18 protein-coding genes are annotated in these 23,137 nt (G+C 72.9%); 3 read left to right on the top strand and 15 right to left on the bottom strand.

The window, feature by feature from the left end; genetic code table 11:
• Positions 1-21: 21 nt before the first annotated feature.
• The 5 genes from V6U90_RS17905 to V6U90_RS17925 form a co-directional block, all read right to left on the bottom strand.
• The gene (locus tag V6U90_RS17905; protein ID WP_334437593.1) at positions 22-1,389 is read right to left on the bottom strand and encodes an MFS transporter; all 1,368 of its coding nucleotides are present in this window, start codon (positions 1,387-1,389) and stop codon (positions 22-24) included.
• A 130-nt stretch (positions 1,390-1,519) separates the two neighbouring features.
• Positions 1,520-2,662, bottom strand: coding sequence for an acyl-CoA dehydrogenase family protein (locus V6U90_RS17910; protein WP_334437595.1), 1,143 nt, complete (start codon positions 2,660-2,662; stop codon positions 1,520-1,522).
• Positions 2,663-2,731: 69 nt separating this feature from the next.
• A complete protein-coding gene (locus V6U90_RS17915) occupies positions 2,732-3,433 on the bottom strand; it encodes a UdgX family uracil-DNA binding protein (protein WP_334437598.1) in 702 nt (233 codons plus the stop codon).
• 158 nt (positions 3,434-3,591) lie between these two features.
• Entirely contained in the window at positions 3,592-4,284 is a 693-nt protein-coding gene (locus tag V6U90_RS17920) for a class I SAM-dependent methyltransferase (protein ID WP_334437601.1), read from the bottom strand.
• Between the two features lie 113 nt (positions 4,285-4,397).
• Positions 4,398-5,738, bottom strand: coding sequence for an aminotransferase class I/II-fold pyridoxal phosphate-dependent enzyme (locus V6U90_RS17925; RefSeq protein WP_334437603.1), 1,341 nt, complete (start codon positions 5,736-5,738; stop codon positions 4,398-4,400).
• Between the two features lie 38 nt (positions 5,739-5,776).
• Here V6U90_RS17925 and V6U90_RS17930 point away from each other — a divergent pair, with 38 nt between their 5' ends.
• Positions 5,777-7,024, top strand: coding sequence for a bifunctional pyridoxamine 5'-phosphate oxidase family protein/GNAT family N-acetyltransferase (locus V6U90_RS17930; RefSeq protein ID WP_334437605.1), 1,248 nt, complete (start codon positions 5,777-5,779; stop codon positions 7,022-7,024).
• Positions 7,021-7,683 (top strand): leucine efflux protein LeuE, encoded by a 663-nt coding sequence (leuE, locus tag V6U90_RS17935; protein WP_334437608.1) that lies wholly within the window; start codon positions 7,021-7,023, stop codon positions 7,681-7,683. Before V6U90_RS17930 ends, leuE begins: the two co-directional genes overlap by 4 nt.
• Before the next feature lie 90 nt (positions 7,684-7,773).
• Here leuE and V6U90_RS17940 read toward each other — a convergent pair whose 3' ends face one another.
• From V6U90_RS17940 to V6U90_RS17985, 10 genes are all read right to left on the bottom strand, one after another.
• A complete protein-coding gene (locus V6U90_RS17940) occupies positions 7,774-8,697 on the bottom strand; it encodes a sporulation protein (RefSeq protein ID WP_334437610.1) in 924 nt (307 codons plus the stop codon).
• A gap of 21 nt (positions 8,698-8,718) precedes the next feature.
• Positions 8,719-9,783 (bottom strand): hemolysin family protein, encoded by a 1,065-nt coding sequence (locus V6U90_RS17945; protein WP_334437612.1) that lies wholly within the window; start codon positions 9,781-9,783, stop codon positions 8,719-8,721.
• On the bottom strand, positions 9,780-11,111 hold the full coding sequence (locus tag V6U90_RS17950; RefSeq protein WP_334437613.1) for a hemolysin family protein: 1,332 nt from the start codon (positions 11,109-11,111) through the stop codon (positions 9,780-9,782). Before V6U90_RS17950 ends, V6U90_RS17945 begins: the two co-directional genes overlap by 4 nt.
• Positions 11,112-11,328: 217 nt before the next feature.
• On the bottom strand, positions 11,329-11,658 hold the full coding sequence (gene mnhG / locus V6U90_RS17955) for a monovalent cation/H(+) antiporter subunit G (RefSeq protein ID WP_334437614.1): 330 nt from the start codon (positions 11,656-11,658) through the stop codon (positions 11,329-11,331).
• Complete coding sequence (locus V6U90_RS17960) at positions 11,655-11,918, bottom strand: monovalent cation/H+ antiporter complex subunit F (protein ID WP_334437617.1); 264 nt, start codon at positions 11,916-11,918, stop codon at positions 11,655-11,657. The genes mnhG and V6U90_RS17960 overlap by 4 nt, the downstream gene beginning before the upstream one ends.
• Positions 11,915-12,559 (bottom strand): Na+/H+ antiporter subunit E, encoded by a 645-nt coding sequence (locus tag V6U90_RS17965; RefSeq protein ID WP_334437620.1) that lies wholly within the window; start codon positions 12,557-12,559, stop codon positions 11,915-11,917. The genes V6U90_RS17960 and V6U90_RS17965 overlap by 4 nt, the downstream gene beginning before the upstream one ends.
• The gene (locus V6U90_RS17970; RefSeq protein ID WP_334437622.1) at positions 12,556-14,061 is read right to left on the bottom strand and encodes a Na+/H+ antiporter subunit D; all 1,506 of its coding nucleotides are present in this window, start codon (positions 14,059-14,061) and stop codon (positions 12,556-12,558) included. Before V6U90_RS17970 ends, V6U90_RS17965 begins: the two co-directional genes overlap by 4 nt.
• Positions 14,061-14,540, bottom strand: coding sequence for a Na(+)/H(+) antiporter subunit C (locus V6U90_RS17975; protein ID WP_334437625.1), 480 nt, complete (start codon positions 14,538-14,540; stop codon positions 14,061-14,063). The genes V6U90_RS17970 and V6U90_RS17975 overlap by 1 nt, the downstream gene beginning before the upstream one ends.
• A complete protein-coding gene (locus V6U90_RS17980) occupies positions 14,537-17,374 on the bottom strand; it encodes a Na+/H+ antiporter subunit A (RefSeq protein ID WP_334437628.1) in 2,838 nt (945 codons plus the stop codon). Before V6U90_RS17980 ends, V6U90_RS17975 begins: the two co-directional genes overlap by 4 nt.
• Positions 17,375-17,547: 173 nt before the next feature.
• Positions 17,548-17,919 carry a hypothetical protein gene (locus V6U90_RS17985; protein WP_334437630.1) on the bottom strand — a complete coding sequence of 124 codons (372 nt, stop codon included), beginning with the start codon at positions 17,917-17,919 and terminating at the stop codon, positions 17,548-17,550.
• A 169-nt stretch (positions 17,920-18,088) separates the two neighbouring features.
• On the opposite strand from V6U90_RS17985, the gene V6U90_RS17990 reads away from it, so the two are divergent.
• The gene (locus V6U90_RS17990; RefSeq protein ID WP_334437632.1) at positions 18,089-22,627 is read left to right on the top strand and encodes an ATP-dependent helicase; all 4,539 of its coding nucleotides are present in this window, start codon (positions 18,089-18,091) and stop codon (positions 22,625-22,627) included.
• Positions 22,628-23,137: the final 510 nt, after the last annotated feature.

A 23,137-nucleotide genomic window follows, 5' to 3' on the forward strand; every position in this document is an offset into this window, starting at 1 on the left:
GGTCCGGCCGGTCGGCACCGGTCACCCGTCCCGTCCGCCGATGGTCTCCGCACCGGTCTGTCCCACCGGTACCGGCCGCAACGCTAGCGCCACCAGAGGTACCACGGCGAGCGCGGCGAGCAGGTTGAGCACCGGGTAACCGGCGTACTCGACGACAAACCCGCTGAGCGCACCGGCAGAGGCGCCGGCCAGGCCCATGGTCAGGTCGGAGAGGCCCTGCACAGTGGGTCGCACGTCGACCGGCACCGACTCCGACAGCAGGGTCGAGCCGGCCACCATGGTCCCGGACCAGCCCAGCCCGAGCAGCACCAGGCCGATCGAGAGCCGGACGGTGTCGTACCCGGCGGTGCCGGAGACCGCGCAGGCGGCGAGCAGGACCGCGATCCCGCCGAGCACCACGGCGCGCCGGCCGTACCGGTCGGTCAGCCAGCCGACCACCGGGGAGAGCGCGTACATGCCGGCGATGTGCAGGCTGAGCACGATCCCGACGACCTTGAGCACGTCGGCGTCCCCGTGCGACTCCCCCAGGTGCACCGGGGTCATCGCCATCACCGCGACCATCACCAGGTGCCCCATCGCCACGGCGGCGATGCCGAGCCGGGCCGCCGGCCGGGCCAGCACCACCCGCAACGCGGCCAGCATCCCGTCCCGCCCGGCCTTGCGTACCCCGTCGGGGGCCGACCCGTCAGCGGCATCGGCGGAGCCCCCGCCGACCTGGGCGGGCTCGTCGGCGGGGACCGGGGCGGCCAGCCGGCGCGCGGTGAGCAGCGGATCGGGCCGGAGCAGCAGGAAGATCGCGGCTGCGGCGAGCAGGAACGCGACGGTGCTGAACGCGAACGGCCCGGCCAGCGGCGGCAGACCGATCCCGCTGGTCACCTCGTCGGCCAGGGTGGCGAAGTTGGGTGCGGCCACCGCGCCGATCGTGGTCGCCCACACCACCAGGGAGAGCTGGCGGCCCCGGTGTGCCGGCTCGGCCAGGTCGACCGCGGTGTACCGCGCCTGGAGGTTGGCGGCGGTACCCCCGCCGAAGAGGGCCATGCCGAGGAAGAGCAGCCACACCACGTTGGCCATCGCGGCGAGGACCACCAGCACCCCGCCGAGCGCGCCGGCCAGGTACGCCAGCACCAGGCCGGGCCGCCGGCCGTGCCGGGCCATGATCCGGGTGACCGGTACAGCCAGCAGCGCCCCACCGACCACGGCAGCGCTGCTGGCCAGGCCGGAGACGGCGGTGCCGGCGATCCGGGTGGCCAACAGCGCGCCCACGGTGACACCGATGGTGAGACCGATGCCACCGATGATCTGGGTGACGAAGAGCAGGCGCAACGTGCGCCGCTGGATCGGGGCGGCGTCGAACCGGGTGCCGGCCGGCGTGGTCAGATCGGTGGCCATCCGGGCTCCTGGGGAAAGGGACGGGAGGGGGTCCATCCTCGCCTACCGGGGGCGTCCCGGGGCACCCCTGTTTCCCAGGCCGTGACGCCACTCTCGGACGGTTCGGGCCGCTCGGGCGACTCCGCCGACGTCAGAGGCCCAGACCCCGGCCGATGATCTCCTTCATGATCTCGGTGGTACCGCCGTAGATGGTCTGCACCCGCCCGTCCAGCCAGGCCCTCGCCACCGGGTACTCCAGCATGTAGCCGTAGCCGCCGTGCAACTGCACGCACCGGTCGGCCACCCGGTTCTGCAACTCGGTGGTCCACCACTTGGCCTTGGCCGCGTCGGTCACCGACAGCCGGCCGGCGTTGTACTCGGCCACGCAGTGGTTGAGGAAGGTACGGGCGATGGTCACCTCGGTGTCCAGCTCGGCCAGCAGGAACCGGTTGTGCTGGAAGGAACCGATCGGCCGGCCGAACGCCTCCCGACTCCGGGCGTAGTCGAGGGTCACGGCGAGCAGCCGCTCGGCCGCCGCCACCGCCCCGACCGCGATGCTCAACCGCTCCCGGGGCAGGTTGCCCATCAGGTGGTAGAAGCCCTGGTTCTCGGCACCGACCAGGTTCTCCACCGGTACCCGGCAGTCGTCGAAGAAGAGCTCGGCGGTGTCGTTGGCCTTCAGACCGACCTTGGCCAGCCGCCGCCCCCGGCTGAAGCCCGGGGTACCGGTCTCCACCGCGATCAGGCTCACCCCGTGGGCACCCTGCTCCGGGGCGGTCTTGGCCACCACCAGGACGAGATCGGCCAGCTCACCGTTGGTGATGAAGGTCTTCTGCCCGTTGAGCACCCACTCGTCACCGTCCCGGACCGCGCTGGTGCGTACCCCGGCCAGGTCCGAACCGGCACCGGGCTCACTCATCGCGATCGCGGTGACCAACTCGCCGGAGCAGAAGCCGGGCAGCCAGCGCGCCCGCTGCGCCTCGGTGGTCAACTCGGTCAGGTACGGCGCCACCACGTCGTTGTGCAGCCCGAACCCGAGCCCGGAACAACCGCTGGCGACGATCTCCTCGACCAGTACCGCGTTGAACCGGAAGTCCCGCTGCCCGCCCCCGCCGTACGCCTCGTCGACGTCCGTGCCGAGCAGGCCGGCGGCCCCGGCGGCGCGCCAGACCGCGCGGTCGACGATCCCGGCGGCCTCCCACCGGTCGTGGTGCGGTACGGCCTCCCGGGCCAGGAACTCACGGCAGAGTTCCCGAAACTCCCCGTGCACCGGTTCATAGAGATGCTGGTCCATGCCGGCAGTGTAAGGAAGGGCCCCCTCTTAACGTTTTCGGTAGAGGAAGGGCCCCCTCTTAACACGTGATCACTTCAGAGCACGGGCCACCACGGTGAGGTCGGCGACCAGTCCCTCGTACGCCTTGTCCTGGTCGTCGGCGCGGAGCACGGCGGACGGGTGGATGGTGGCGAGCAGCCGGGCGGGCGGCGCGGCGGCGCGCTTGCCGTCGGCGTCGACGGGGACGCGGGTGAAGTCCTCGGGGTGCTGGGCGGAGGCGGGCCACGGCATCAGCTCGCCCCTCGACCGGGTGACCCGGAACGTCGGACCGAGCAGCGCCTTGGCGGCGGTCGCCCCGAGCACCACCACGATCTCCGGGTGGAGTTGGGCGAACTCGGCGACCAGCCAGGGCCGGCAGGCGACAATGTGCACCCGGTCCGGCGTCTGGTGGATCCGGCGCTTGCCGCGTAGCTCAAAACGGAAGTGCTTGACAGCGTTGGTCAAGTAGATGTGCGCGGGGTCGAGACCGGCGTCGTCGACCGCCTTGCGCAGCAGTCGGCCGGCCGGGCCGACGAACGGCAGCCCCTTCTGGTCCTCCATGTCGCCGGGCTGCTCGCCGACGAAAACCAGCCGGGCGTGCGCGTCACCCCGACCGAAGACGGTCTGTGAGGCCGGTCCGTGCAGCTCACAGCCACGGCAGTCGGCAGCGGCGGCACGCAGCGCGTCGAGGGAGTCCGCGTCCGGCGGGATGAACTGCTGCGCACCGGGGGCGGTGTCGGTCTTGTCGGTCATGGCGATCTTTCTACCCGCCGACGCGCCGCCCACGCGGGAAACCCGGTCCGGCGCGTCCCGCCGGATCGCAGAGTTCGGTCCAGAACGCGGGTCCCGGGAGGGCACCGTTCCCGTCGATCATGGTCGGTCGTCCGGCCCGATCGACGGGAACGGTGCCCTCAGCCCCGGCGTGCCCGGATGGAGAAGGTGGTCGGCACCGGGCCGCCACCCTCGTCGAACCGTTCGGGACCCAGCCCGGCGTCGAGAAAGGCGTGCAGCAGGTCCGGCAGCGGGCGGTGCATCGCGCCGACCTTGTCCCGGATGCCCTGGTCCGTGTACGAGTCCCGGGTCCAGTAGCGGTCGCGGTAACCGGGGCGGATCACGACCGCCGCAGGATCGGTGCGGTCGGCGAACCCGCCGCAGAAACAGGGGTGGACGCCGACGTGGACGAACATCCCGCCCGGCCGGAGCACCCGGGCGACCTCGTGCAGCACGGCCGGATACCCCGGCATGTCGGTGTGCACCAGCACGGCGACGACGGCGGAAAGGCTGCCGGTGCGGACAGGTAGTTGCTGCCCGTCGGCCCGGGCGACGGGCAGCCGTCCCGTCGCGTGGCGCAGCATGCCGGCGGAGACGTCCACGCCGACCGGTGTCCAACCCAGCTCACGGATCTGCCGGGCGTGCACGCCGGTACCGCAGCCGACCTCCAGGCAGACACCGTCGCCCGGGCCGAGCAGGTCACGCAGGGCCTGGTTGACCCCGATCGGGTCGTGGCCGGCCTGGGCGGCGAGGAACTGCTGCTCGTACCAGTCGGCGATCTGGTCGTACGCCGCCACACCCATCTCAGCCTCCTCAGTGGTCACTGCCGTCATTCACTCACGGTGTGACCGGGCTGGGCGCGAATTTTCGCGTACGGCACAAGCGGCTGGTCGGGTGTTAACAAGGGGCCCTTCCTCTACCGAATGCGTTAAGCGGGGGCCCTTCCTTACATCTTGAAGGTGTCGGGGGTGGCGGGGCCGACCGCGCGGGCCACCGCTGCGGCAAGTGACCCGATCCGGGCCGGGTCGAGCCGGCTGACCGTGATCCGGATGCCGGGCGGGGAGTCCAGCCGGTGCAGGGCGCCGGGTGACACGGCGTACCCGGCGTCCCGCAACGAGGTGACCGCCCGGGTCTCGTCGGGTACCGGCACCCAGACGTTGATGCCGGTCCGGCCGTGTCCGGTGACGCCGTGTGCGGACAGCGCGGCCAGCAGTGCCTGCCGTCGGCCGTCGTAGTCGGTGCGGGCCCGGTCGAGCAGTTCGGACGTCGACCGGTCCCGCCAGAGCCGCAGCACCAGTTCCTGGAGGACGGTGGAGATCCAGCCGGTGCCGAGTCGCATCCGGCCGGCGACCCGACCGACCGTCGCCTCGTCCCCGCTGAGCACGGCCAGTCGCAGGTCGGGGCCGAAGGGCTTGCTCGTCGAGCGGACGAAGGCCCAGGCCGGGGTGATCCCGACGAGCGGGTGCAGGGGTACGGCGGCCAGTTCGGCGGCGTGGTCGTCCTCGATCAGCAGCAGGTGGGGCTGGCCGGCGAGCAGGGTGCGCAGGGTGGTCGCCCGGGCGGCGGAGATGGCAGCACCGGTCGGGTTCTGGGCCCGGCTGGTCACGATCAGCGCCCGGATCCCGGCGGTGAGGGCGGCGCGGACCCCGGCTTCGGTGGGGCCGTCGTCGTCGACCGGTACGGCCACCGGGCGCAACCCGAGAGCGGCGACCAGGTCGAGCAGGTTGGGCCAGCCGGGATCCTCCACGCCGACCGGGTCACCGGCGCGCAGGTGGGCGGCGAGCAGGCGCTCGATGCCGTCGAGCGCGCCGCCGGTGAGGGTCAGGGCGGTGGCCGGTACGCCGTCGGCGGCGAGCCGTTCCCGGGCGGCATCGGCGAGCGGGGGCAGCACGGCGGCCTCGGCGTACCCGATCGGTGGGTCGGCCCGGGCGGCGAGTGCGGCGAGGTGCGGTGCGATCGGCGGCAGCAGCCGGCCGTCCGGCCCGCCGGAGGAGAGGTCGAGCGCGCCGGGGGCGGCCGGTGGGCGCAGCGCGGAGCGTGGGCCGGTGACCGGCGGACGGGGCCGGACCCGGGTGCCGGCCCGTCCGGCGGTGACGATCAGGCCCCGCTGCCGCAGGTCCTGGTACGCCCGGGCGACGGTGGCCGGGCTGATCCCCAGGTCACCGGCGAGGGCCCGGACGGCGGGCAGCGCCGCACCGGCGGGCAGGGTGTCGGCGCGGATGCCGGCCTCGACGCTGGCGGATATCTCGGCGGCCGTGGAACCGCTGATCTGATAACGTACTGACACAGTTTGAAGATTGTACTATAACAAAATCGGGATGTGTCATGTACACCAGGACCGACCGGACCACCGCCAGCCGCACCCGGGACCGGATGAGCTACGACCGGGCCGGCGCCCACGCGATCCTCGACGAGGCCTACCACTGCACCCTCGGGTTCATCGTCGACGGCGAGCCCCGCGTCCTGCCGACCCTGCACGTCCGCATCGGCGACACGCTCTACCTGCACGGCTCCACCGGTAGCCGGCCGCTGCTCGCCGCCCGCGGCGACACCGGGCTGCCGGTCTGCGTCAGCGTCACCCTGCTCGACGGGCTGGTCTACGGCCGCTCACAGTTCCACCACAGCGCCAACTACCGCTCGGTGGTCGCACACGGCGTCGCCCACCTGGTCACCGACGAGCAGGAGAAGACGGACGTACTGACCGCCCTGGTGGAGAAGGTCGGCACAGGTCGCAGCGCCGAGAGCCGGCCGCCGAGCCGTCGGGAGCTGGCCGAGACAGCCGTACTGGCCCTCCCACTACGCGAGGTGTCGGTACGGTCCCGCAGCGGCGGGGTACGCGACGAGGAGGCCGACTACGCCCTGCCGCACTGGGCCGGGGTGGTGCCGCTGCGGCTGACCGCCGGCCGCCCCGAGCCGGACACCGGGGTGACCGGCCCGGTCCCGGCCTACCTGCAACCGCCCCGCTCGCCGTGGCACATCCCGGCCACCATGCGTGGCGAGCACGTCGTACTGGAACCGCTCACCGTCGGGCATGCCGAGGAGTTGTACGCCTCGACCACCGACCCGGAGGTGTGGCGGCACCTCGGCGACCCCCAGCCGGCGGACCCGACCGGGATGGCCCGGATCATCGCCGACGCCCTGGTCGCCCAGCACGCTGGTGACCGGGTCGCCTGGGTGCAGCGGTGCGCGGTCACCGGGGCGTTGGTCGGCAGCACGTCGTACTACGAGATCGACCCGGAGCGCGGTGCGGTGGGCATCGGCCACACCTGGCTGGGCCGGCCGTGGTGGCGTACCGGGATCAACACCGAGGCCAAGCTGCTGCTGCTCGCCCGGGCCTTCGACACCCTCGGCGCGAACCGGGTGGTCTGGCACACCGACCTCCGCAACGATCGTTCCCAGCGGGCCATCGAGCGGCTCGGTGCCCAGCGGGAGGGCGTGCTACGGATGCACCGGCGGCGCGCCGACGGCTCGTGGCGGGACACCGTGCAGTATTCGATGACCGTCAACGAGTGGCCGGAAGCACAGCTCAACCTGCGGAAAAGGCTTCGTCCGGCGGCACCCGTGGCCGGATGATGGCGGGCGTGCTGGGCATCACCGACATCTGGACGTACGTGTTGGGCACCGTGGCGATCATCCTGCTCCCCGGGCCCAACTCCCTGCTCGTGCTCGCCACCGCCGCCCGACAGGGGGTGGCCGCCGGTTACCGGGCGGCCACCGGGGTGTTCCTCGGCGACGCGGTGCTGATGGCGCTCTCCGCCGCCGGGGTGGCATCGCTGCTCAGGGCCTACCCGCCACTCTTCATGGTGATCAAGTACGCCGGCGCGGCGTACCTGGGCTACCTGGGGCTGAACATGATCCGGGGTGCCTGGCGGCGCTGGCGGGCCGGGGAGCCGGCCGCCGCCGTGCTCCGGTCCGCCGAGCCGGAGGAGGTGCCCAGCCCGTTCCGCCGGGCGCTGGTGATCAGCCTGCTCAACCCGAAGGCGATCCTCTTCTTCATCTCCTTCTTCATCCAGTTCGTCGACCCGGCGTACCGGTACCCGGCGCTGTCGTTCCTGCTGCTCGGGATGATCCTCATGGTCACCAGCGCGCTCTACCTCAGCGCACTGATCTTCACCGGGACCCGGCTGGCGGCCCAGTTCCGGCGTCGGCGCCGGCTCGCCGCCGGGGCCACCACCGGCGTCGGCGCCCTCTTCCTCGGCTTCGGCATCAAGCTGGCCACCGCCAGCCTGTAACGGATGTAAGGAAGGGCCCCCGGTTAACGCTTTCGGTAGGTAAAGGGCCCCTTCCTAACACCCCGGGCGGGTAGCTGACGCCGCCCCGGCTCAGGTGCCGTCGCTCCCGCCGCCACCGATACCGGCGCCACCACCGGTGCCACCGAGCCCGTACCCCGGCGGCTCGGGACGGTCGGGTGGGCGGCTCACGTGCGCCGACTCGCTGATCGCCGCCGACCAGTGCGCGTCGGAGGCGGCTGCGGCGTGCCGGTTGATGGTCTCGCGCAGCCAGCCGTCGACCGTACTCACCCAGTCCCGCTGCTCCGCCCCGGCGTGCCAGACCCGGAACCGGCTGAGACTGACGTGCCCGATACCGGCCAGCGCCAGCCGCCGGTCGACCCAGAAGATGACCTCCAACCCGGCGGAGTTGGTCACGAAGGTCACCTCCAGTTCGGTCATCGGCCCGGCGTAGATCGGCCCGACCCAGAACCCGATCTTCTGGTGCAGCGGCAACGCCTGCTGCACCCCGGGCAGCCGCCCCTGTTGCAGGGCCGCCTGACGGAGCCGGAACCCCAGCGTGTCGAACGCGGCCAGGATCTCCGCCTGGACCGGCAACGGGTGCACGAAGACCGGTACGAGGGCGCCCTGGTCGAGTTGCGGGCCGAGCGCCACCTCGGTCCGCAGCCCCATCCGCAGGCTCATCAGCGGACTGCCGCCGAACACGGTGACCGGTGTCTCCCACGGTATCGGCAGCGCGAAGACGACCGACCGCCGTTGCCGGGCCGGCAGGACGAAACCGCCACCGACCGGTACCGAATGGAACTGCACCAGCCGGCGCGGTGCCGCCGGGTCGGCCGGTTCCACCTGGGTGACCAGGCCGAGCGAGATCCGCTCCACCGGTACGTCGGTACCGCCAGCGGTGACCGTCACCCGGCCCGGCAGCGACAGGCCGGGACGGGTGCTCGGGTTGCCCAGCGCGGTGCGTACCTCCAGCCCGGTCCAGCCGGTCGTCGGTGACACCCCCGTGTAGCCCACCGCCCACCTCCCTCTCCGGGCTCAGCGCATCCGCCGTCCCCGGGGTACCGGGTCGGTCTCGTCGTCGAACTCTCCGATGACCTCCTCCAGCAGGTCCTCCAGCGCCACGAACCCCACCGGCCGGTCCGCCCCCGCACCGTTGGTGACCAGCGCCAACTGTGCCCGGTCGGCGCGCATCGCGGTCACCGCCTCGACCACGGTGGCGGTGTTGGCCAGCCGGAACGGCTCAGCCATCAACTCGCCCGCGGTGACCGTCCGGCCGGCGGTGGTGGCCCGTACCGCCTCGCGGACGTGCACCACCCCGACCACCTCCCCGGTCGCACCGAGTACGGCCAACCGGGACCGGCCGCTGTCCCGGGAGACCTGCTCGATCCGCTCTGCGGGGTCGTCCCGGCGTACCGTCACGATCCGCTCGACGGGCTCCATCACCTCCGCCACGGTGGTGCGTTGCAGCTCCAGCATGCTGGTCAACATCTGGTGCTGCGCGGCGGGCAGCAGCCCGTGCTCGCGGGACTGCTCCAGCAGCATCCGCAGCTCCTCCGGTCCGTGTGCCTGGGCCAACTGGTCCTGCGGATTTACCCGGACCAGCCGCAGCATCACGTTGGCCAGCCCGTTGAGTGCGGTCAGCACCGGTCGGGCCACCCGGGCGAAGGCCCGGAACGGCAGGGCAAGCAGCAACGCGGAACGTTCCGCGTCCGTGATCGCCCACGACTTCGGCGCCATCTCCCCCACCACCAGGTGCAGGAAGGTGACCAGGCTCAGGGCGAAGACCAGGGCAATCACGTGGCTGGCCGCGTCCGGCAGCCCCACCGCCTGCAGCAGCGGACTGACCAGATGCTCGATCGCCGGTTCGGCGAGCGCACCCAGCCCCAGCGTGCAGAGGGTGATGCCGAGCTGCGCGCCGGCCAACATCAGGGACAGTTCACTGACCCCGTCCAGAGCGGCCCGGGCGGCGCGACCGCCACCGGCCGCCGCCTGTTCCAGCCGGTAACGCTTGCTCGCCACCAGGGCAAACTCGGCGGCCACGAAGAAGCCGTTCAGGGCGAGCAGCACGATCGAGGTCAGCAGGGCGAAGGTCGGGCTCATGCGGTCACCCGCAGCCGGACCGAATCGGCCACGTGCCGGTCCACGGCGAGCACCTCGACCAGCGCCCTGGGTCGGGTCTCCTGGTCGTCGGGCTCCGCCGGCAGGCTGATCTCCAGCAGGTCACCCACCTCGGGCACCCGGCCCAGCTCCCGCATCACCAGTCCGGAGATGGTGTCGTACTCGGGAGCCTCGGGCAGGGCGATACCGGTGCTGTCGGCGACCTCGTCGATCCGCCAGCGCGCCGGGACCACCCAGGACCCGTCCTCCTGCCGGGTCGGCGCCGGCTCGTCCGGATCGTCCTCGTCGCGGATCGGCCCGACCAGTTCCTCGGCCAGGTCCTCCAGCGTGATCACCCCGGCGAAGCCGCCGTACTCGTCGACCACGCAGGCGAGCTGCCGGTGCCCGGCCCGCAGCCGGTCCAGCACCGTCGGCAACGGCAGCGTCTCCGGCACCAGCAACGGGGGTACGGCGACCGCGCTGACCGGGGTACCCGCCCGCTGCCCGGCCGGCACGGCGAGGACGTCGGCGATACCGACCACCCCGACCAGGTCGTCCACGCCCTCCGTACCGCGTACCGGAAAACGGGAGTGACCGGTGTCGAGCAGGGCGACCACCGCGCTGAGCGGTTGGTTGGCGCGTACTGTGTGCACGTCAACCCGGGGGACCATCGCCTCCCCGGCGGTCAACTCCCGGAAGTCCAGCCCCCGGTCCAGCAGGGTGGACATCTCGGCGTCCAGGTGCCCCTCCTCCCGGGACTCGGCGATGATCTGCTCCAGGTCCTCCGGGGTGGCCCCGCTGGGCAGTTCCTCGATCGGTTCGATGCCGACCCGGCGCAGCAGGCGTACCGCCGCGCGGTCGAAGAGTTTGATCAGCGGGCCGGCGACCGCCAGGTAGATCAGGGTGGACCGGCTCAGCGCCCGGGCCAGGGTCTCGGCGCGGGCGATGGCCAGGTTCTTCGGGGCCAGCTCGCCGAGGACCATCTGCACCACGGTGGCGATGAGCAGGGCGAGGGCCACCGACAGCGGCAGGCTGACCGCGGTGGAGATCCCGGCGGAGCCGAGCAGCTGGGCGAGTCCGTCACCGAGGTACGGCTCGGCGGCGTACCCGACGAGCAGGGCGGTGACGGTGATGCCGAGTTGCGCGCCGGAGAGCATGAACGACAGTCGCTCGGTGACCGTGAGGGCCCGTGCAGCGGCCTGGTCGCCGGCCTCGGCGAGCTGCTTGAGCTTGCCCCGGTCGACGGCGACGTAGCCGAACTCCTGGGCCACGAAATACCCGGTCGCGGCGGTGAGCACGATGATCAGAAGAAGTCCGACGACGATCAACACGGGTGGCTCAGGGCTCCCCGCTGCCGTACGCGGCGGTCCGCGTACCGTTTTCGTCTGTGCTGGCCGATGTGCCGGGTCCGACCCGGCCGGCTACTACTGCCCTCCTGGGCAGAAGAGTGGATCATGCCAGCCAGTTTATCGGGGCGGGCTGGGTGTCCGCTGAAAGTGTTAGGAAGGGGCCCTTCCTCTACCGAAAGCGTTAAGAAGGGGCCCTTCCTTACATTTCGGCGAGTTCGTCCCGGTCGAGCAGGTCGGTCCGGACCCGGCCGGAGCGGTACGTCGCCCGGCCGATCATCTGCGCCGCCACCGGGGCGGTGGCCAGCTGGAACACCCCCACCAGCAGCACCATGCCCAGATCCGCCCCGGTCCGCAGCCGCAGGGCGACCCCGAGCAGCAGGAGCAGCACGCCGAGCACCTGCGGTTTGGTGGCGGCGTGTATCCGGTCCAGGACGTCCGGGAAGCGCCACACGCCGATCCCCGCCACCAGGCTGAGCAGCGCCCCGGTCAGCAGGCAGATACCGCCGGCCCAGTCCAGCAGGGTGCTCACGACTCCTCCCCGACGGCGAACCGGACCACCGCGACCGAGTTGACGAACCCGAGCAGGCTCAGCACGACGAGGATCGGCAGGGTGGTGGCGTGCCGGTTCAGGGCGGCCTCCGCACTGACCGCCCCCACCATGGTCGAGAGCAGGATGTCGGCGGCGACCACCCGGTCGAGCAGCGCTGGGCCCCGCACGATCCGGGTCAGGGCGAGCAGCGCGGCGGCCGAGAGCAGCACCGTGACACCGATGCTGAGCAGAGTGTTCATCCCGCTTCCCCTTTCTCGGTGGTCTGCACCTGGCGCAGTTCGGCCGCCGAGCCGACGGCCCGCACGAGCCGGCGTTCGACGTCCCGGATCCGCTTCCGGCTGGCGACCAGGTCCTGCGGCCCCCGGACGTCGAGCACGTGCACGTAGAGGGTCCCGGCGGTGCGGTCCACCTCCAGGATCAGCGTCCCCGGCACCAGGGAGATGACCTCGGCGGTGAGGGCCAGGTTGAGGTCGGTACGGACCCGCAGCGGGACCGCGATGATGGCCCCCCGGGGTGGTGGACCGGGACGCAGCGCGGCCCACGCCACACGGGCGCTGGCGCTGACCAGTTCGCCGATGAACCGCACCGCGAAGCTGAGGGCCGCCCAGGGCCGGATCTGGCCGCCGAAGGTGACCGGCGGCAGCGGGAAGAAGACCAGCACGATCACCCCGATGGCGAGGCCACCGATCAGGTTGCCGACGGTGAACTCCCCCCAGAACAGGTTCCAGACCAGTGCCAGCCAGCCGGCGGCGACCGCCTCGTCCCGCCAGCGACCCGGCCGGCCACCGGAAGGCGGGACCGGAGGCCCGGCTGGGGGCGGAGACGGTGGCGGGGCCGGGGGCCCGGCCGGAGGTGACGGCGACGGAGGTGGGGTCGTCACGGGACACCCCCGGGTAGCACGGCCTCCACGTAGGGGGTGCGCTGCCGCAGGTCGGCGGCGGCGTCGGCGGTGACCGCGAAGAGCGGACCGGCGACCAGGGTGAGGGCCACACCGAGGGCGACCAGCGCGGTGGTCGCGACGACCATCAGCGCCGGCAGCCGGCCCCTCGGTTCGGCAGTGGCCACCCGGGGCTCCCGCCAGAACGCGATGTTCCACACCCGGGAGGCGACGTAGAGGGTGAGCAGGCTGGTCAGCGTCCCGGCGGCGACCAGTGACCAGGGCAGGGTGCCGCCTTCGGCGGCACCGGCCTGGAGCAGTCCCAGTTTGCCGAGGAAGCCGGAGAACGGCGGGATGCCGGCAAGGTTCATGGCGGGCAGGAAGAAGAGCACGCCGAGCAGCGGGGCAACCCGGGCCAGGCCGCCGAGCCGGCGCAGGTCGGTGCTGCCGGCGCGCTGCTCCACGAGGCCGGCGACCAGGAAGAGGGTGGTCTGGATGGTGATGTGGTGCACCACGTAGAAGATCGCGCCGGAGAGCGCGGCAGCGGTGGCCAGCGCCACCCCGAAGATCATGTAGCCGATGTGGCTGACCAGGGTGAAGGAGAAGAGCCGCCTGATGTCGGACTGGGCCACCGCACCGAGGATGCCGACCAGCATGGTCAGCCCGGCCACCACCATCAGCAGCCCGTCCACCCGGACGTCCGGGAAGAGCAGCGTCTCGGTCCGGATGATGGCGTACACACCGACCTTGGTGAGCAGGCCGGCGAAGACCGCAGTCACCGGCGCGGGCGCGGTGGGGTAGCTGTCCGGCAACCAGGCGGAGACCGGGAAGACCGCCGCCTTGATCGCGAAGGCCAGCAGCAGCATCAGCTCCAGGAGCAGCCGTACCCCCTGCGGCAGCGCGTCCAGCCGCGCGGCGAGTTGGGCCAGGTTGACCGTCCCGGTAGCCAGGTAGACCAGTCCCACCGCGCTGAGGAAGATCGTCGACGAGAGGATGCTGACCAGCACGTAGGTCGAACCGGTCCGGATCCGGACCTCGGTACCGCCGAGGGTGATCAGCACGTAGCTCGCGGCGAGCAGGATCTCGAAGCCGACGAAGAGGTTGAACAGGTCACCGGCGAGGAAGGCGTTGGTCACCCCGGCGGTCAGCACCAGATAGGTGGGGTGGTAGATGCTCACCGGGGCCTTCTCCAGGTTCTCCCCCTGGCCCTGGCCGATCGAGTAGAGCAGGACGCACAGGGTCACTGCGGCCGACACCGTCAGCATCAGCGCGGCCAACTGGTCGGCGACCAGCACGATGCCGACCGGGGGCTGCCACCCGCCGATCTGGGCCACCACCGGCCCGTGGCGGTACGCCCCGACCAGCAGCACCGCCGCGACCATCAGGGTGGCGGAGAGCGTGAAGACACTAACCGTACGTTGCAGCCTCGGCCAGGGGGCCAGCAGCAGGGTGAGGGCCGCACCGAGCAGCGGCATCACCACTGGGAGCGGGACCAGGTGACCCATCACCCACCGCCTTTGCGGCGCAGCCGGCGCAACGCGGGTGCCGGGTTGACCTGCTCCGGGTCGTCGGCGTGGTCGTCGCCGCCCACGTCGGCGGCCGCCACCTCGTTCCGCTCGGCCCGTTCGAGGATCTGGCGGTCCTCCAGGTCGTCCTGGACCTCGTCGTTCCCGGTCAGCGACCAGCTCCGGTACGCGACGGTCAGCAGAAAGGCGGTCAGCCCGAAGGTGATGACGATGGCGGTGAGCACCATCGCCTGGGGCAACGGGTCGCTCATCTCCCCGACCGGGCCGGTACCCACGATCGGGGCGCCACCGGACCGGCCACCGAGCAGGATCAGCAGGTTCGCCCCGTTCCCGATCAGGATGACCCCGAGCAGGATGCGGGTGAGGCTCCGCTCCAGCAGCAGGCTCACCCCGGTGGCGAAGAACACCCCGAGCACGAACACGATGACCAGGGTCGGGCCACTACCGGCTGCCCTCACGACGGCTTCCCATCCCGGTCGGCGGCCAGCGCCCGTTCCGGCTCGCCGGTTGCCTCGATCTGCCGGTCCACCTCGGCACCCAGGGTGCGCAGGATGTCCAGCATCAGCCCGACCACCACGAGGTACACCCCGACGTCGAAGAAGATCGAGGTGACCACGTAGAAGTCGCCGATGACGGGCAGCGTGAGATCGATCCGGCTGCTCTCCAACACCTGGTGACCGGCCAGCATGGCGAGCACCCCGGTGCCGACCGAGACGGCCAGTCCGGCACCGAGCACGGTGCCGGCGCCGATCGGGGCCGCCTCCTGGAGTTCGTGCCGGCCGCCGGCCAGGTAGCGCACGGCCAGCGCCAACCCCGCCACCAGTCCCCCGACGAACCCGCCGCCGGGGGCGTTGTGACCGGAGAAGAGCAGGAAGAGGGAGAAGAGCACCACGGTGTGGAAGAGCAGCCGGGTCACCACCTCGAAGACGATGGACCGGCGCCGGGCGCGCAGGGTGGGACCGCCGCGCAGCCAGAGCCGCTGTCCCTCCCGGGCTTCCGGTTCGGCAGCCGCCCGACGGCGGGGCCGGGGTCCGGTGCGGGAGCGCTGGAAGACCAGGCTGGCCACCCCGGTCGCGGCCACCACCAGAACGGCCAGCTCCCCCATGGTGTCCCAGGCCCGGATGTCGACCAGGGTCACGTTCACCACGTTGCGCCCGTAGCCCTCCTGCACGGCGAGGTCCGGGAAGGCGGCGGAGACCGGTGACTCGGCGCGGCTGCCCGCCACGGCGAGCGCCAGACCGGCCATCACCGCTCCGGTCGCCATCCCGATCCCGCGCCGGACCCACCTGCTGCGGCGCAGCGGGCGGGCCGAGAACCGGGGCGCCAGTCGCCGGACCACCAGGACGAAGATGGAGATCGTGGCGGTCTCCACGAGGAACTGGGTCAACGCCAGGTCGGGCGCACCGTGCAGGATGAAGAGCATCGCCGTGCCGTATCCGGTGACCCCGACCAGCAGGACCGCGGTCAGTCGGCGCCGGGCCCGGACGGCGAGCACCGCGGCGACCGTGAGCACCAGGGCGACGACGAGTTGCAGCGGGCTGTCCCAGGGCGTGATCCCGGCCATCGACGGTCGCGTGGCCAGCAGCGCCCCGCCGGGTACGACGACCAGCACCACCAGGATGGTGCCGAGGTACTGCGGCAGGGAGCCGCGCTGGGTGGCCCCGGTGACCTCGATGGCGATCCGGTCGAACCGGTGGATCAGCCACTCGTACACCACTGTGCCGGTGGCCGGTAGGCGCACCCGGTCCAGGACCGGCAGCAACGGCCCGCGCAACGCGAAGAGCAGGGCGCCCCCGGTGAGGACGAGCACGGAGAGGAGCAGCTCCGGACCGAACCCGTGCCAGAACACCAGGTGGGACTCCCCGCCACCGAACAGTTCGCTGTACGGCGCCAGGTAGCTGCCGACCGGCTCGGCCAGCGGCCCGAGCAGCAGCCCGGTGAGGGCGAGCACGGCCGGCGGCGCCAGCAGGGCCGCCGGTGGCGGCTTCGCGGCCGTCGCGGCCACCGCCGGTTTGTCGCCGAACGCTCCCCAGACGAACCGCGCGCTGTAGGCGACGGTGAGCACCGTGCCGGCGACCAGCACGGCGAGCAGCACCGGTTGGTCGAGGAAGGCGTGCAGTAGCTCGTCCTTGGCGACGAACCCGAACAGCGGTGGGACACCCGCCATCGAGGCGGCGGCGAGCACGGCGACCGCGCAGACCATGGGCAGCCGCCGTCGCAGACCGGAGAGTTCGCCCAGTTCACGGGTACCGGCCTGGTGGTCGACGATGCCGACGACGAGGAAGAGCGCCGCTTTGAACAGCGCGTGGGCCAGCAGCAGGGTGATGGCGGCGAGAGCCGTGTTCCGGTTTCCGGCACCGGTGACCGCCACCAGCAGACCCAACTGGCTGACCGTGCCGTACGCCAGCAGCAGTTTCAGGTCGGTCTGGCGGAGCGCCGCCCAGCCACCGGCGAGCATGGTCACCGCTCCGGCGACCACGGTCACTGGACGCCACGGCCCGGCGTCCGCCAGTACCGGGGCGAGCAGTCCGACCAGGTAGACGCCGGCCTTCACCATCGCGGCGGCGTGCAGGTAGGCGCTGACCGGGGTGGGCGCCGCCATCGCCGCCGGCAACCAGGAGCTGAACGGGAGGATGGCCGACTTGGCCAGCGCCCCGACCAGGATCAGCAGCACGGCGGTGACCAGGTACGCCCCGTCGGGCAACGGACCGGCGGCGATGACCGACCAGCGGTAGCTGCCGGCGTGCTGGCCGAGGAGGATGAAGCCGATCAGCATCGCCAGCCCGCCGAGGGCGGTCACGGTCAGTGCCTGGGCGGCGGCCCAGCGGCTGGACCGCTGCTCCGGGTGGTGGCCGATCAGCAGGTAGGAGAAGACCGTGGTGAGTTCCCAGCAGACGTAGAGCAGCAGCAGGTTGTCGGCGACGACGAGACCGAGCATCGCGCCGGCGAAGGCGACGAAGACACCGACGAACCGGCCGAGTCCCGGTTCGGCTGCGGTGAAGTAGTGCGCGCAGTAGGCCAGTACCAACGCGCCGATCCCACCGACCAGCAGCGTCATCAGCCACGACAGGGTGGTGACCCGCAGCGCCAGGTCGAGGTTGAGCTGGCGGATCCACGGGTACGTCTCGACCACCGGGTCGCCCCGGCGGACGGTGTCGGCGTGGACCAGCGCCCAGCCGAACGCGGCAGCCGGCGCCAGGGCCAACGGGTAGCAGGCGCGCGGACCCCACCACCGGACGAACAGCGGCGCGAGCAGCGCCGCCGCGAGGTGAAGGATCAGCAGTACCAGCACGCCCACTCCCGGCAGGTGTCAGCGCGGGCCGGGTAACCGGTCCGTGCCTCTGAGCGAACGGCAGATCGGCGGCGTCGGGGCGGTTTTGCCGAATATCGCCGGACGGGGGCGGTGGATCGGTTAGGGGTGTCCCGGGCGCGACGGCACGCCCGTGGGCGGCCGGTGGGGCGGCCCTACCGGGCCGGGCTGTCGGAGGTCACCGACTCCCGTTCCCGACGTCCGTCGACCACCAGGTCGGGTCGGCCCAGCTGGACGACGACCTTGTTGATGACGCGCTGGGCGGCGGTGAGGGAACGGACCGGGAGCAGTTGCCCCCGGCTCTCCCGGCGCAGGACGAAGTAGTGCACCGCAGCCCGGACCTGGGCCCGGTCGGCCGCGCTGGCCTGGGTGGAGGCGGCGATCAACTCGCGCAGGCAGTGCGCGAGGCGCTCGGCGAGCTCCAGCTCGGGGGCGCGTAGTCCGACCCGGAGCGCGGCGAGGTGACTGTCGACCTTACGGATGAGGATGTCCGTGCCGAGCTGGAAGCCGTGCTGCCCTGTGCTCATCCGGCTCCCTCCGTACCGACCGGGGTCGACGGTGAAGTTACTTTATGTTGCACGACGCTAGCAAGCAGTTAAGTAAGACTTAACGTGTCAACCGCCCCGTTCCGGTGCGTACGGTCCCGCAGCGGGCAGCCTTTCGTTTCCTGTCGGAGCGGGCGGGCAGGATGGGGACGTGACAGACGCGCTGGCGGGGTTCGGCCCGGCGACCCGGGAGTGGTTCGACGCCGCCTTCGCCGCCCCCACCGCCGCGCAGGCCGGGGCCTGGGCGGCGATCGGCGCCGGCCGTAACGCGCTGGTGGTCGCCCCCACCGGCTCGGGTAAGACCCTCGCCGCCTTCCTCTGGTCACTGGACCGGCTGGCCCGCGAGCCGCTGCCGACGGACCCCCGGCGGCGCTGCCGGGTGCTCTACATCAGCCCGCTCAAGGCCCTCGCCGTGGACGTGGAGCGCAACCTGCGTACCCCGCTGACCGGCATCCGGCAGGCGGCCACCCGGCTCGGCGTCACCCCACCCGAGATCACCGTGGGGATGCGCACCGGGGACACCCCGGCCGACGAGCGGCGGTCCTTCGCGCGTACCCCGCCGGACATCCTGATCACCACCCCGGAGTCACTCTTCCTGCTACTCACCTCGGCCGCCCGGGATTCGCTGCGCGGTGTCGAGACGGTGATCGTCGACGAGGTACACGCGGTGGCCGGTACCAAGCGCGGCGCCCACCTGGCACTCTCCCTGGAACGCCTGGATGCCCTGCTGCCCGCGCCGGCGCAGCGGGTCGGGCTCTCCGCCACGGTCCGCCCGATCGACACCACCGCCCGCTTCCTCGGCGGCGCCCGACCGGTCGAGGTGGTGCAGCCGCCCACCGACAAGACCATCGAGGTCGGCATCGAGGTACCGGTCGAGGACATGACCCGGCTCGACGAGGCCGAGCCGCCGCCGGACGACCTCGGCGGGCCGGGGCCGCGCCGGGCGTCGATCTGGCCGGCGGTGGAGGAACGGGTCTTCGCGCTGATCCGCCAGCACCGGTCGACCATCGTCTTCACCAACTCGCGGCGCAGCGCCGAGCGGCTCTGCGCCCGGCTCAACGAGCTGGCCGCCGGGGCTGTGGGTGACCCCGCCGGGCCGCCCGGGCAGCTCCCGGCGCAGGTGATGGCGCAGTCCGGTGCGGCACAGGGGGCGGCACCGGTGATCGCGCGGGCCCACCACGGCAGCGTGTCCCGGTCCGAGCGCCAGCACATCGAGGAGGCGCTGAAGTCGGGTCAGCTACCCGCCGTGGTGGCCACCTCCAGCCTGGAACTCGGCATCGACATGGGCGCGGTCGACCTGGTGGTGCAGATCGAGGCGCCGCCGAGCGTCGCGGCCGGGCTGCAACGGGTCGGCCGGGCCGGGCACCAGGTCGGGGCAGTCTCCCGGGGGGTGGTCTTTCCCAAGCACCGGGGTGACCTGCTCTCCTGCGCGGTGGTCGCCGAGCGGATGGCCGAGGGCGCGATCGAGGAACTGCATCCGCCCCGCAACCCGCTGGACGTACTGGCCCAGCAGATCGTCGCGATGGTCGCCCTCGACCAGTGGCGGCTGGCCGACCTCGCGGTTCTGGTCCGGCGGGCCGCTCCCTACGCCGAGCTGCCCGACTCGGCGCTGCACGCGGTGCTGGACATGCTCTCCGGCCGGTACCCGTCCACCGCCTTCGCCGAGCTGCGTCCCCGGCTGGTCTGGGACCGGGCCACCGACCTGCTCACCGGTCGCCCCGGCGCGCAACGGCTCGCCGTCACCAGCGGCGGCACCATCCCCGACCGGGGCCTGTTCGGGGTCTTCCTCGCCGGTGCGGAGCGGGCCGCCCGGGTCGGCGAGCTGGACGAGGAGATGGTGTACGAGTCCCGGGTGGGTGACGTGTTCCTGCTCGGGTCGTCGTCCTGGCGGATCGAGGAGATCACCCCGGACCGGGTCCTGGTCTCCCCCGCCCCCGGTCAGGCCGCCCGGATGCCGTTCTGGAAGGGCGACACGCTGGGCCGCCCCGTGGAGCTGGGCCGGGCCATCGGCGCCCGGCTGCGGGCCCTGGTCCGGGCCGGTGACGAGGCGGCGCTGACCGCGCTGCGCGCCGGCGGACTGGACGACTGGGCCGCCCGGAACCTCCTGGCCTACCTGCGCGAGCAGCGGGAGTCGACCCGGTCCCTGCCGGACGACCGGACGGTGGTGGTCGAGCGGTTCCGCGACGAGCTGGGCGACTGGCGGCTCGCCGTGCACTGCGTGCTCGGGGCCCGGGTCAACGGTCCGTGGGCGCTGGCGATCGCCCGCCGGCTCACCGAGCGGTACGGGGTCGACGCGCAGGTGATGCCCGCCGACGACGGGATCGTGGTACGCCTGCCGGACACCGCCGATGCCCCGCCCGGCGCGGAGCTGGTGGCCTTCGACCCCGACGAGATCACCCAACTGGTGGACGAGTCGGTTGGCACGTCGCCGCTCTTCGCCTCCCGGTTCCGGGAGTGCGCGGCCCGGGCCCTGCTGCTGCCCCGCCGGGATCCGCGGCGCCGGCAGCCGCTCTGGCAGCAGCGCCAACGGGCCGCACAGCTACTCGACGTGGCCCGGGAGTTCGCCGACTTCCCGATCACCCTGGAGGCGGCCCGGGAGTGCCTCCAGGACGTGTTCGACCTGCCCGGTCTGGTCACGCTGATGCGCGAGTTGGGTAGCCGCAGGGTTCGGCTGGTCGAGGTGGAGACGAGCACCCCCTCGCCGTTCGCCCGGTCGCTGCTCTTCGGGTACGTCGGGGCATTCCTCTACGAGGGTGACGCACCGCTGGCCGAGCGACGGGCCGCCGCGTTGGCCCTGGACTCCACGCTCCTCGGCGAACTGCTCGGCCGGGTCGACCTGCGGGAGCTGCTCGACCCGGCGGTACTCGCCGAGACCGAGCGACAGCTCCGCTGGCTGACCGACCAGCGCCGGCCCCGCGACGCCGAGGACACCGTCGAACTGCTCCGCCAACTCGGCGATCTGAGCGACGCCGAACTGGCCGAACGCGGGGTGCCGGCGGAGTGGCTGGACGGGTTGGCAGCGGCCCGGCGGGTGCTGCGGGTCCGGATCGCCGGGGCGGAGCGCTGGGTCGGCGTGGAGGACGCCGGCCGGCTGCGCGACGCGCTCGGCGTGGCGCTACCGGTGGGGGTCGCCGAGGCGTACCTCGCCCCGGTGGCCGATCCGCTCGGTGACCTGGTCGCCCGGTACGCGCGTACCCGGGGTCCGTTCGCGGCGGTAACCTGCGCGGCGCGGTTCGGGCTCGGGGTGGCCGTGGTGGAGCAGGTGCTGCGTCGGCTGGGCGCCACCGGCCGGGTGGTCTCCGGTGAGTTCTCCCCGGACGGCGCCGGCACCGAGTGGTGCGACGCGGAGGTGCTGCGGTTGCTGCGCCGCCGGTCCCTGGCTGCGCTGCGCCGGGAGATCGAGCCGGTGCCGCACCGGGCGCTGGCTGCGTTCCTGCCCCGCTGGCAGCAGGTCGGCTCCCCGGCCCGGGGTGTCGAGGCGGTCGCCGCCGCCGTGGAGCAGTTGCAGGGCGCGGCGGTCCCCGCGTCCGCGCTGGAACGTCTGGTGCTGCCCGGCCGGGTGACCGACTACACCCCCGCCTACCTGGACGAGCTCTGTGCCAGCGGTGAGGTGGTCTGGGCCGGGTCGGGTGCGCTCACCGGCGGGGACGGCTGGGTACGGCTGGCGTACGCCGATGCCGCCCCGGTGCTCCTGCCGGCACCCGACGAGGCGCTCACCCTGACCCCGCTGCACGAGGCGGTGCTGGCCGCGCTGGACGACGGGCAGGCCCTGTTCTTCCGGTCGTTGGCCGACCGGGTCGGTGCCACCGACGACACCACGCTGGCCGGCGTGGTCTGGGATCTGGTCTGGGCGGGCTGGTTGACCAACGACACCCTCGCCCCGCTGCGGGCGGCGCTCGGCGGCGGTGGAGCGCACCGGTCCCGGTCGGCCGCCCCGCGTACCCGTTTCCGGCGGCCGGGGCGGGTGGCGCTGCCGGCCCGCGGCGGCCCGCCCACGATGGCCGGACGCTGGTCCCGGCTACCCGACCGGGACACCGACCCGACCCGCCGGGCCGCCGCGCTCGCCGACACACTGCTGGAGCGGCACGGGGTGGTGACCCGGGGCGCCGTCGTCGCGGAGCAGGTCACCGGCGGGTTCGCCGCCGTCTACCCGGTGTTGTCCGCGCTGGAGGAGCGGGGCGCGGCCCGGCGTGGCTACTTCGTCGAAGGGCTGGGTGCCGCCCAGTTCGCGGTACCGGGAGCGGTGGACCGGCTGCGCGCCCTGGCCGAACCGGCGAACGGCGGTCGCGGACGCGGCGGGGCGGCGCTGGTGCTCGCCGTCACCGATCCGGCCAACCCGTACGGCGCGGCGCTGCCCTGGCCGGAGCGGGTGGTGGACTCCGGCGACGGGGACCAGCCCGCGACCGGGCACCGGGCCGGGCGCAAGGCGGGCGCGCTGGTGGTACTGGTCGGCGGCGAGCTGATCCTGTACGTGGAACGGGGTGGCCGGACACTGCTCTCCTTCACCGACGATCCGGAGGCGTTGGCGGCGGCCGGCCGGGCGCTCGCCGACGCAGTGCACTCGGGCGCCCTGGGCGCGATCTCGGTGGAACGGGCCGACGGCTCGGCCGTGCGGTCGTCCCCGCTGGCCGACGCGTTGACCGCCGCCGGCTTCCGGGCCACCCCACGGGGGTTGCGCCTGCGCGCCTGAGCAGCGGGCGGCTCGCGCCTGAGCAGCCGGCGGGCGGCGGGCGGCGGGCGGCGGGCGGCGGGCGGCGGCACGCTGTCGAGCTGCACCGTCCGAGCGTGCAGCCCACGTAGCGGTCGCCCGGAGCCGCCCACCATTACCCGCCAGCACGCTGTCGAGCTGCACCGTCCATGCGTGCAGCCCACGTAGCGGTCGCCCGGAGCCGCCCACCGTCACCCGCCAGCACGCTGTCGAGCTGCACCGTCCATGCGTGCAGCCCACGTAGCCGTCCACCGTCACCCGCCAGCACCCCCACCGCCAGCACTACCGCCAGCACCCCCACCACCCGCCCACCGCCAGCACCCGCCCACCGCCAGCACCCCCACCGCCAGCCCACCTCCCGCCGCCCGCCAGCACTACCGTCACCCGTGCGCCGGCTGGCCCCGGACGTCCCGCTGCCCACCGCCCTGCCCCGTCTGCGCCAGCAGCTCGACAGCACGCCACCACCACCTGGCCTTCCACCCCCCGCCGCCC

This window comes from Micromonospora sp. CPCC 206060, assembly GCF_036906895.1.
Lineage (GTDB): Bacteria > Actinomycetota > Actinomycetes > Mycobacteriales > Micromonosporaceae > Micromonospora.

What these genes read in the sequence shown, in the direction of transcription:
- V6U90_RS17915 (WP_334437598.1), bottom strand. Translation starts at nt 3,433, where the DNA reads ATGACCGACAAGACCGACACCGCCCCCGGTGCGCAGCAGTTCATCCCG.
- V6U90_RS17945 (WP_334437612.1), bottom strand. Translation starts at nt 9,783, where the DNA reads ATGAGCCCGACCTTCGCCCTGCTGACCTCGATCGTGCTGCTCGCCCTG.
- V6U90_RS17920 (WP_334437601.1), bottom strand. Translation starts at nt 4,284, where the DNA reads ATGACGGCAGTGACCACTGAGGAGGCTGAGATGGGTGTGGCGGCGTAC.
- V6U90_RS17910 (WP_334437595.1), bottom strand. Translation starts at nt 2,662, where the DNA reads ATGGACCAGCATCTCTATGAACCGGTGCACGGGGAGTTTCGGGAACTC.
- V6U90_RS17970 (WP_334437622.1), bottom strand. Translation starts at nt 14,061, where the DNA reads ATGGGTCACCTGGTCCCGCTCCCAGTGGTGATGCCGCTGCTCGGTGCG.
- V6U90_RS17930 (WP_334437605.1), top strand. Translation starts at nt 5,777, where the DNA reads ATGTACACCAGGACCGACCGGACCACCGCCAGCCGCACCCGGGACCGG.
- leuE (WP_334437608.1), top strand. Translation starts at nt 7,021, where the DNA reads ATGATGGCGGGCGTGCTGGGCATCACCGACATCTGGACGTACGTGTTG.
- V6U90_RS17960 (WP_334437617.1), bottom strand. Translation starts at nt 11,918, where the DNA reads ATGAACACTCTGCTCAGCATCGGTGTCACGGTGCTGCTCTCGGCCGCC.
- V6U90_RS17985 (WP_334437630.1), bottom strand. Translation starts at nt 17,919, where the DNA reads ATGAGCACAGGGCAGCACGGCTTCCAGCTCGGCACGGACATCCTCATC.
- V6U90_RS17905 (WP_334437593.1), bottom strand. Translation starts at nt 1,389, where the DNA reads ATGGCCACCGATCTGACCACGCCGGCCGGCACCCGGTTCGACGCCGCC.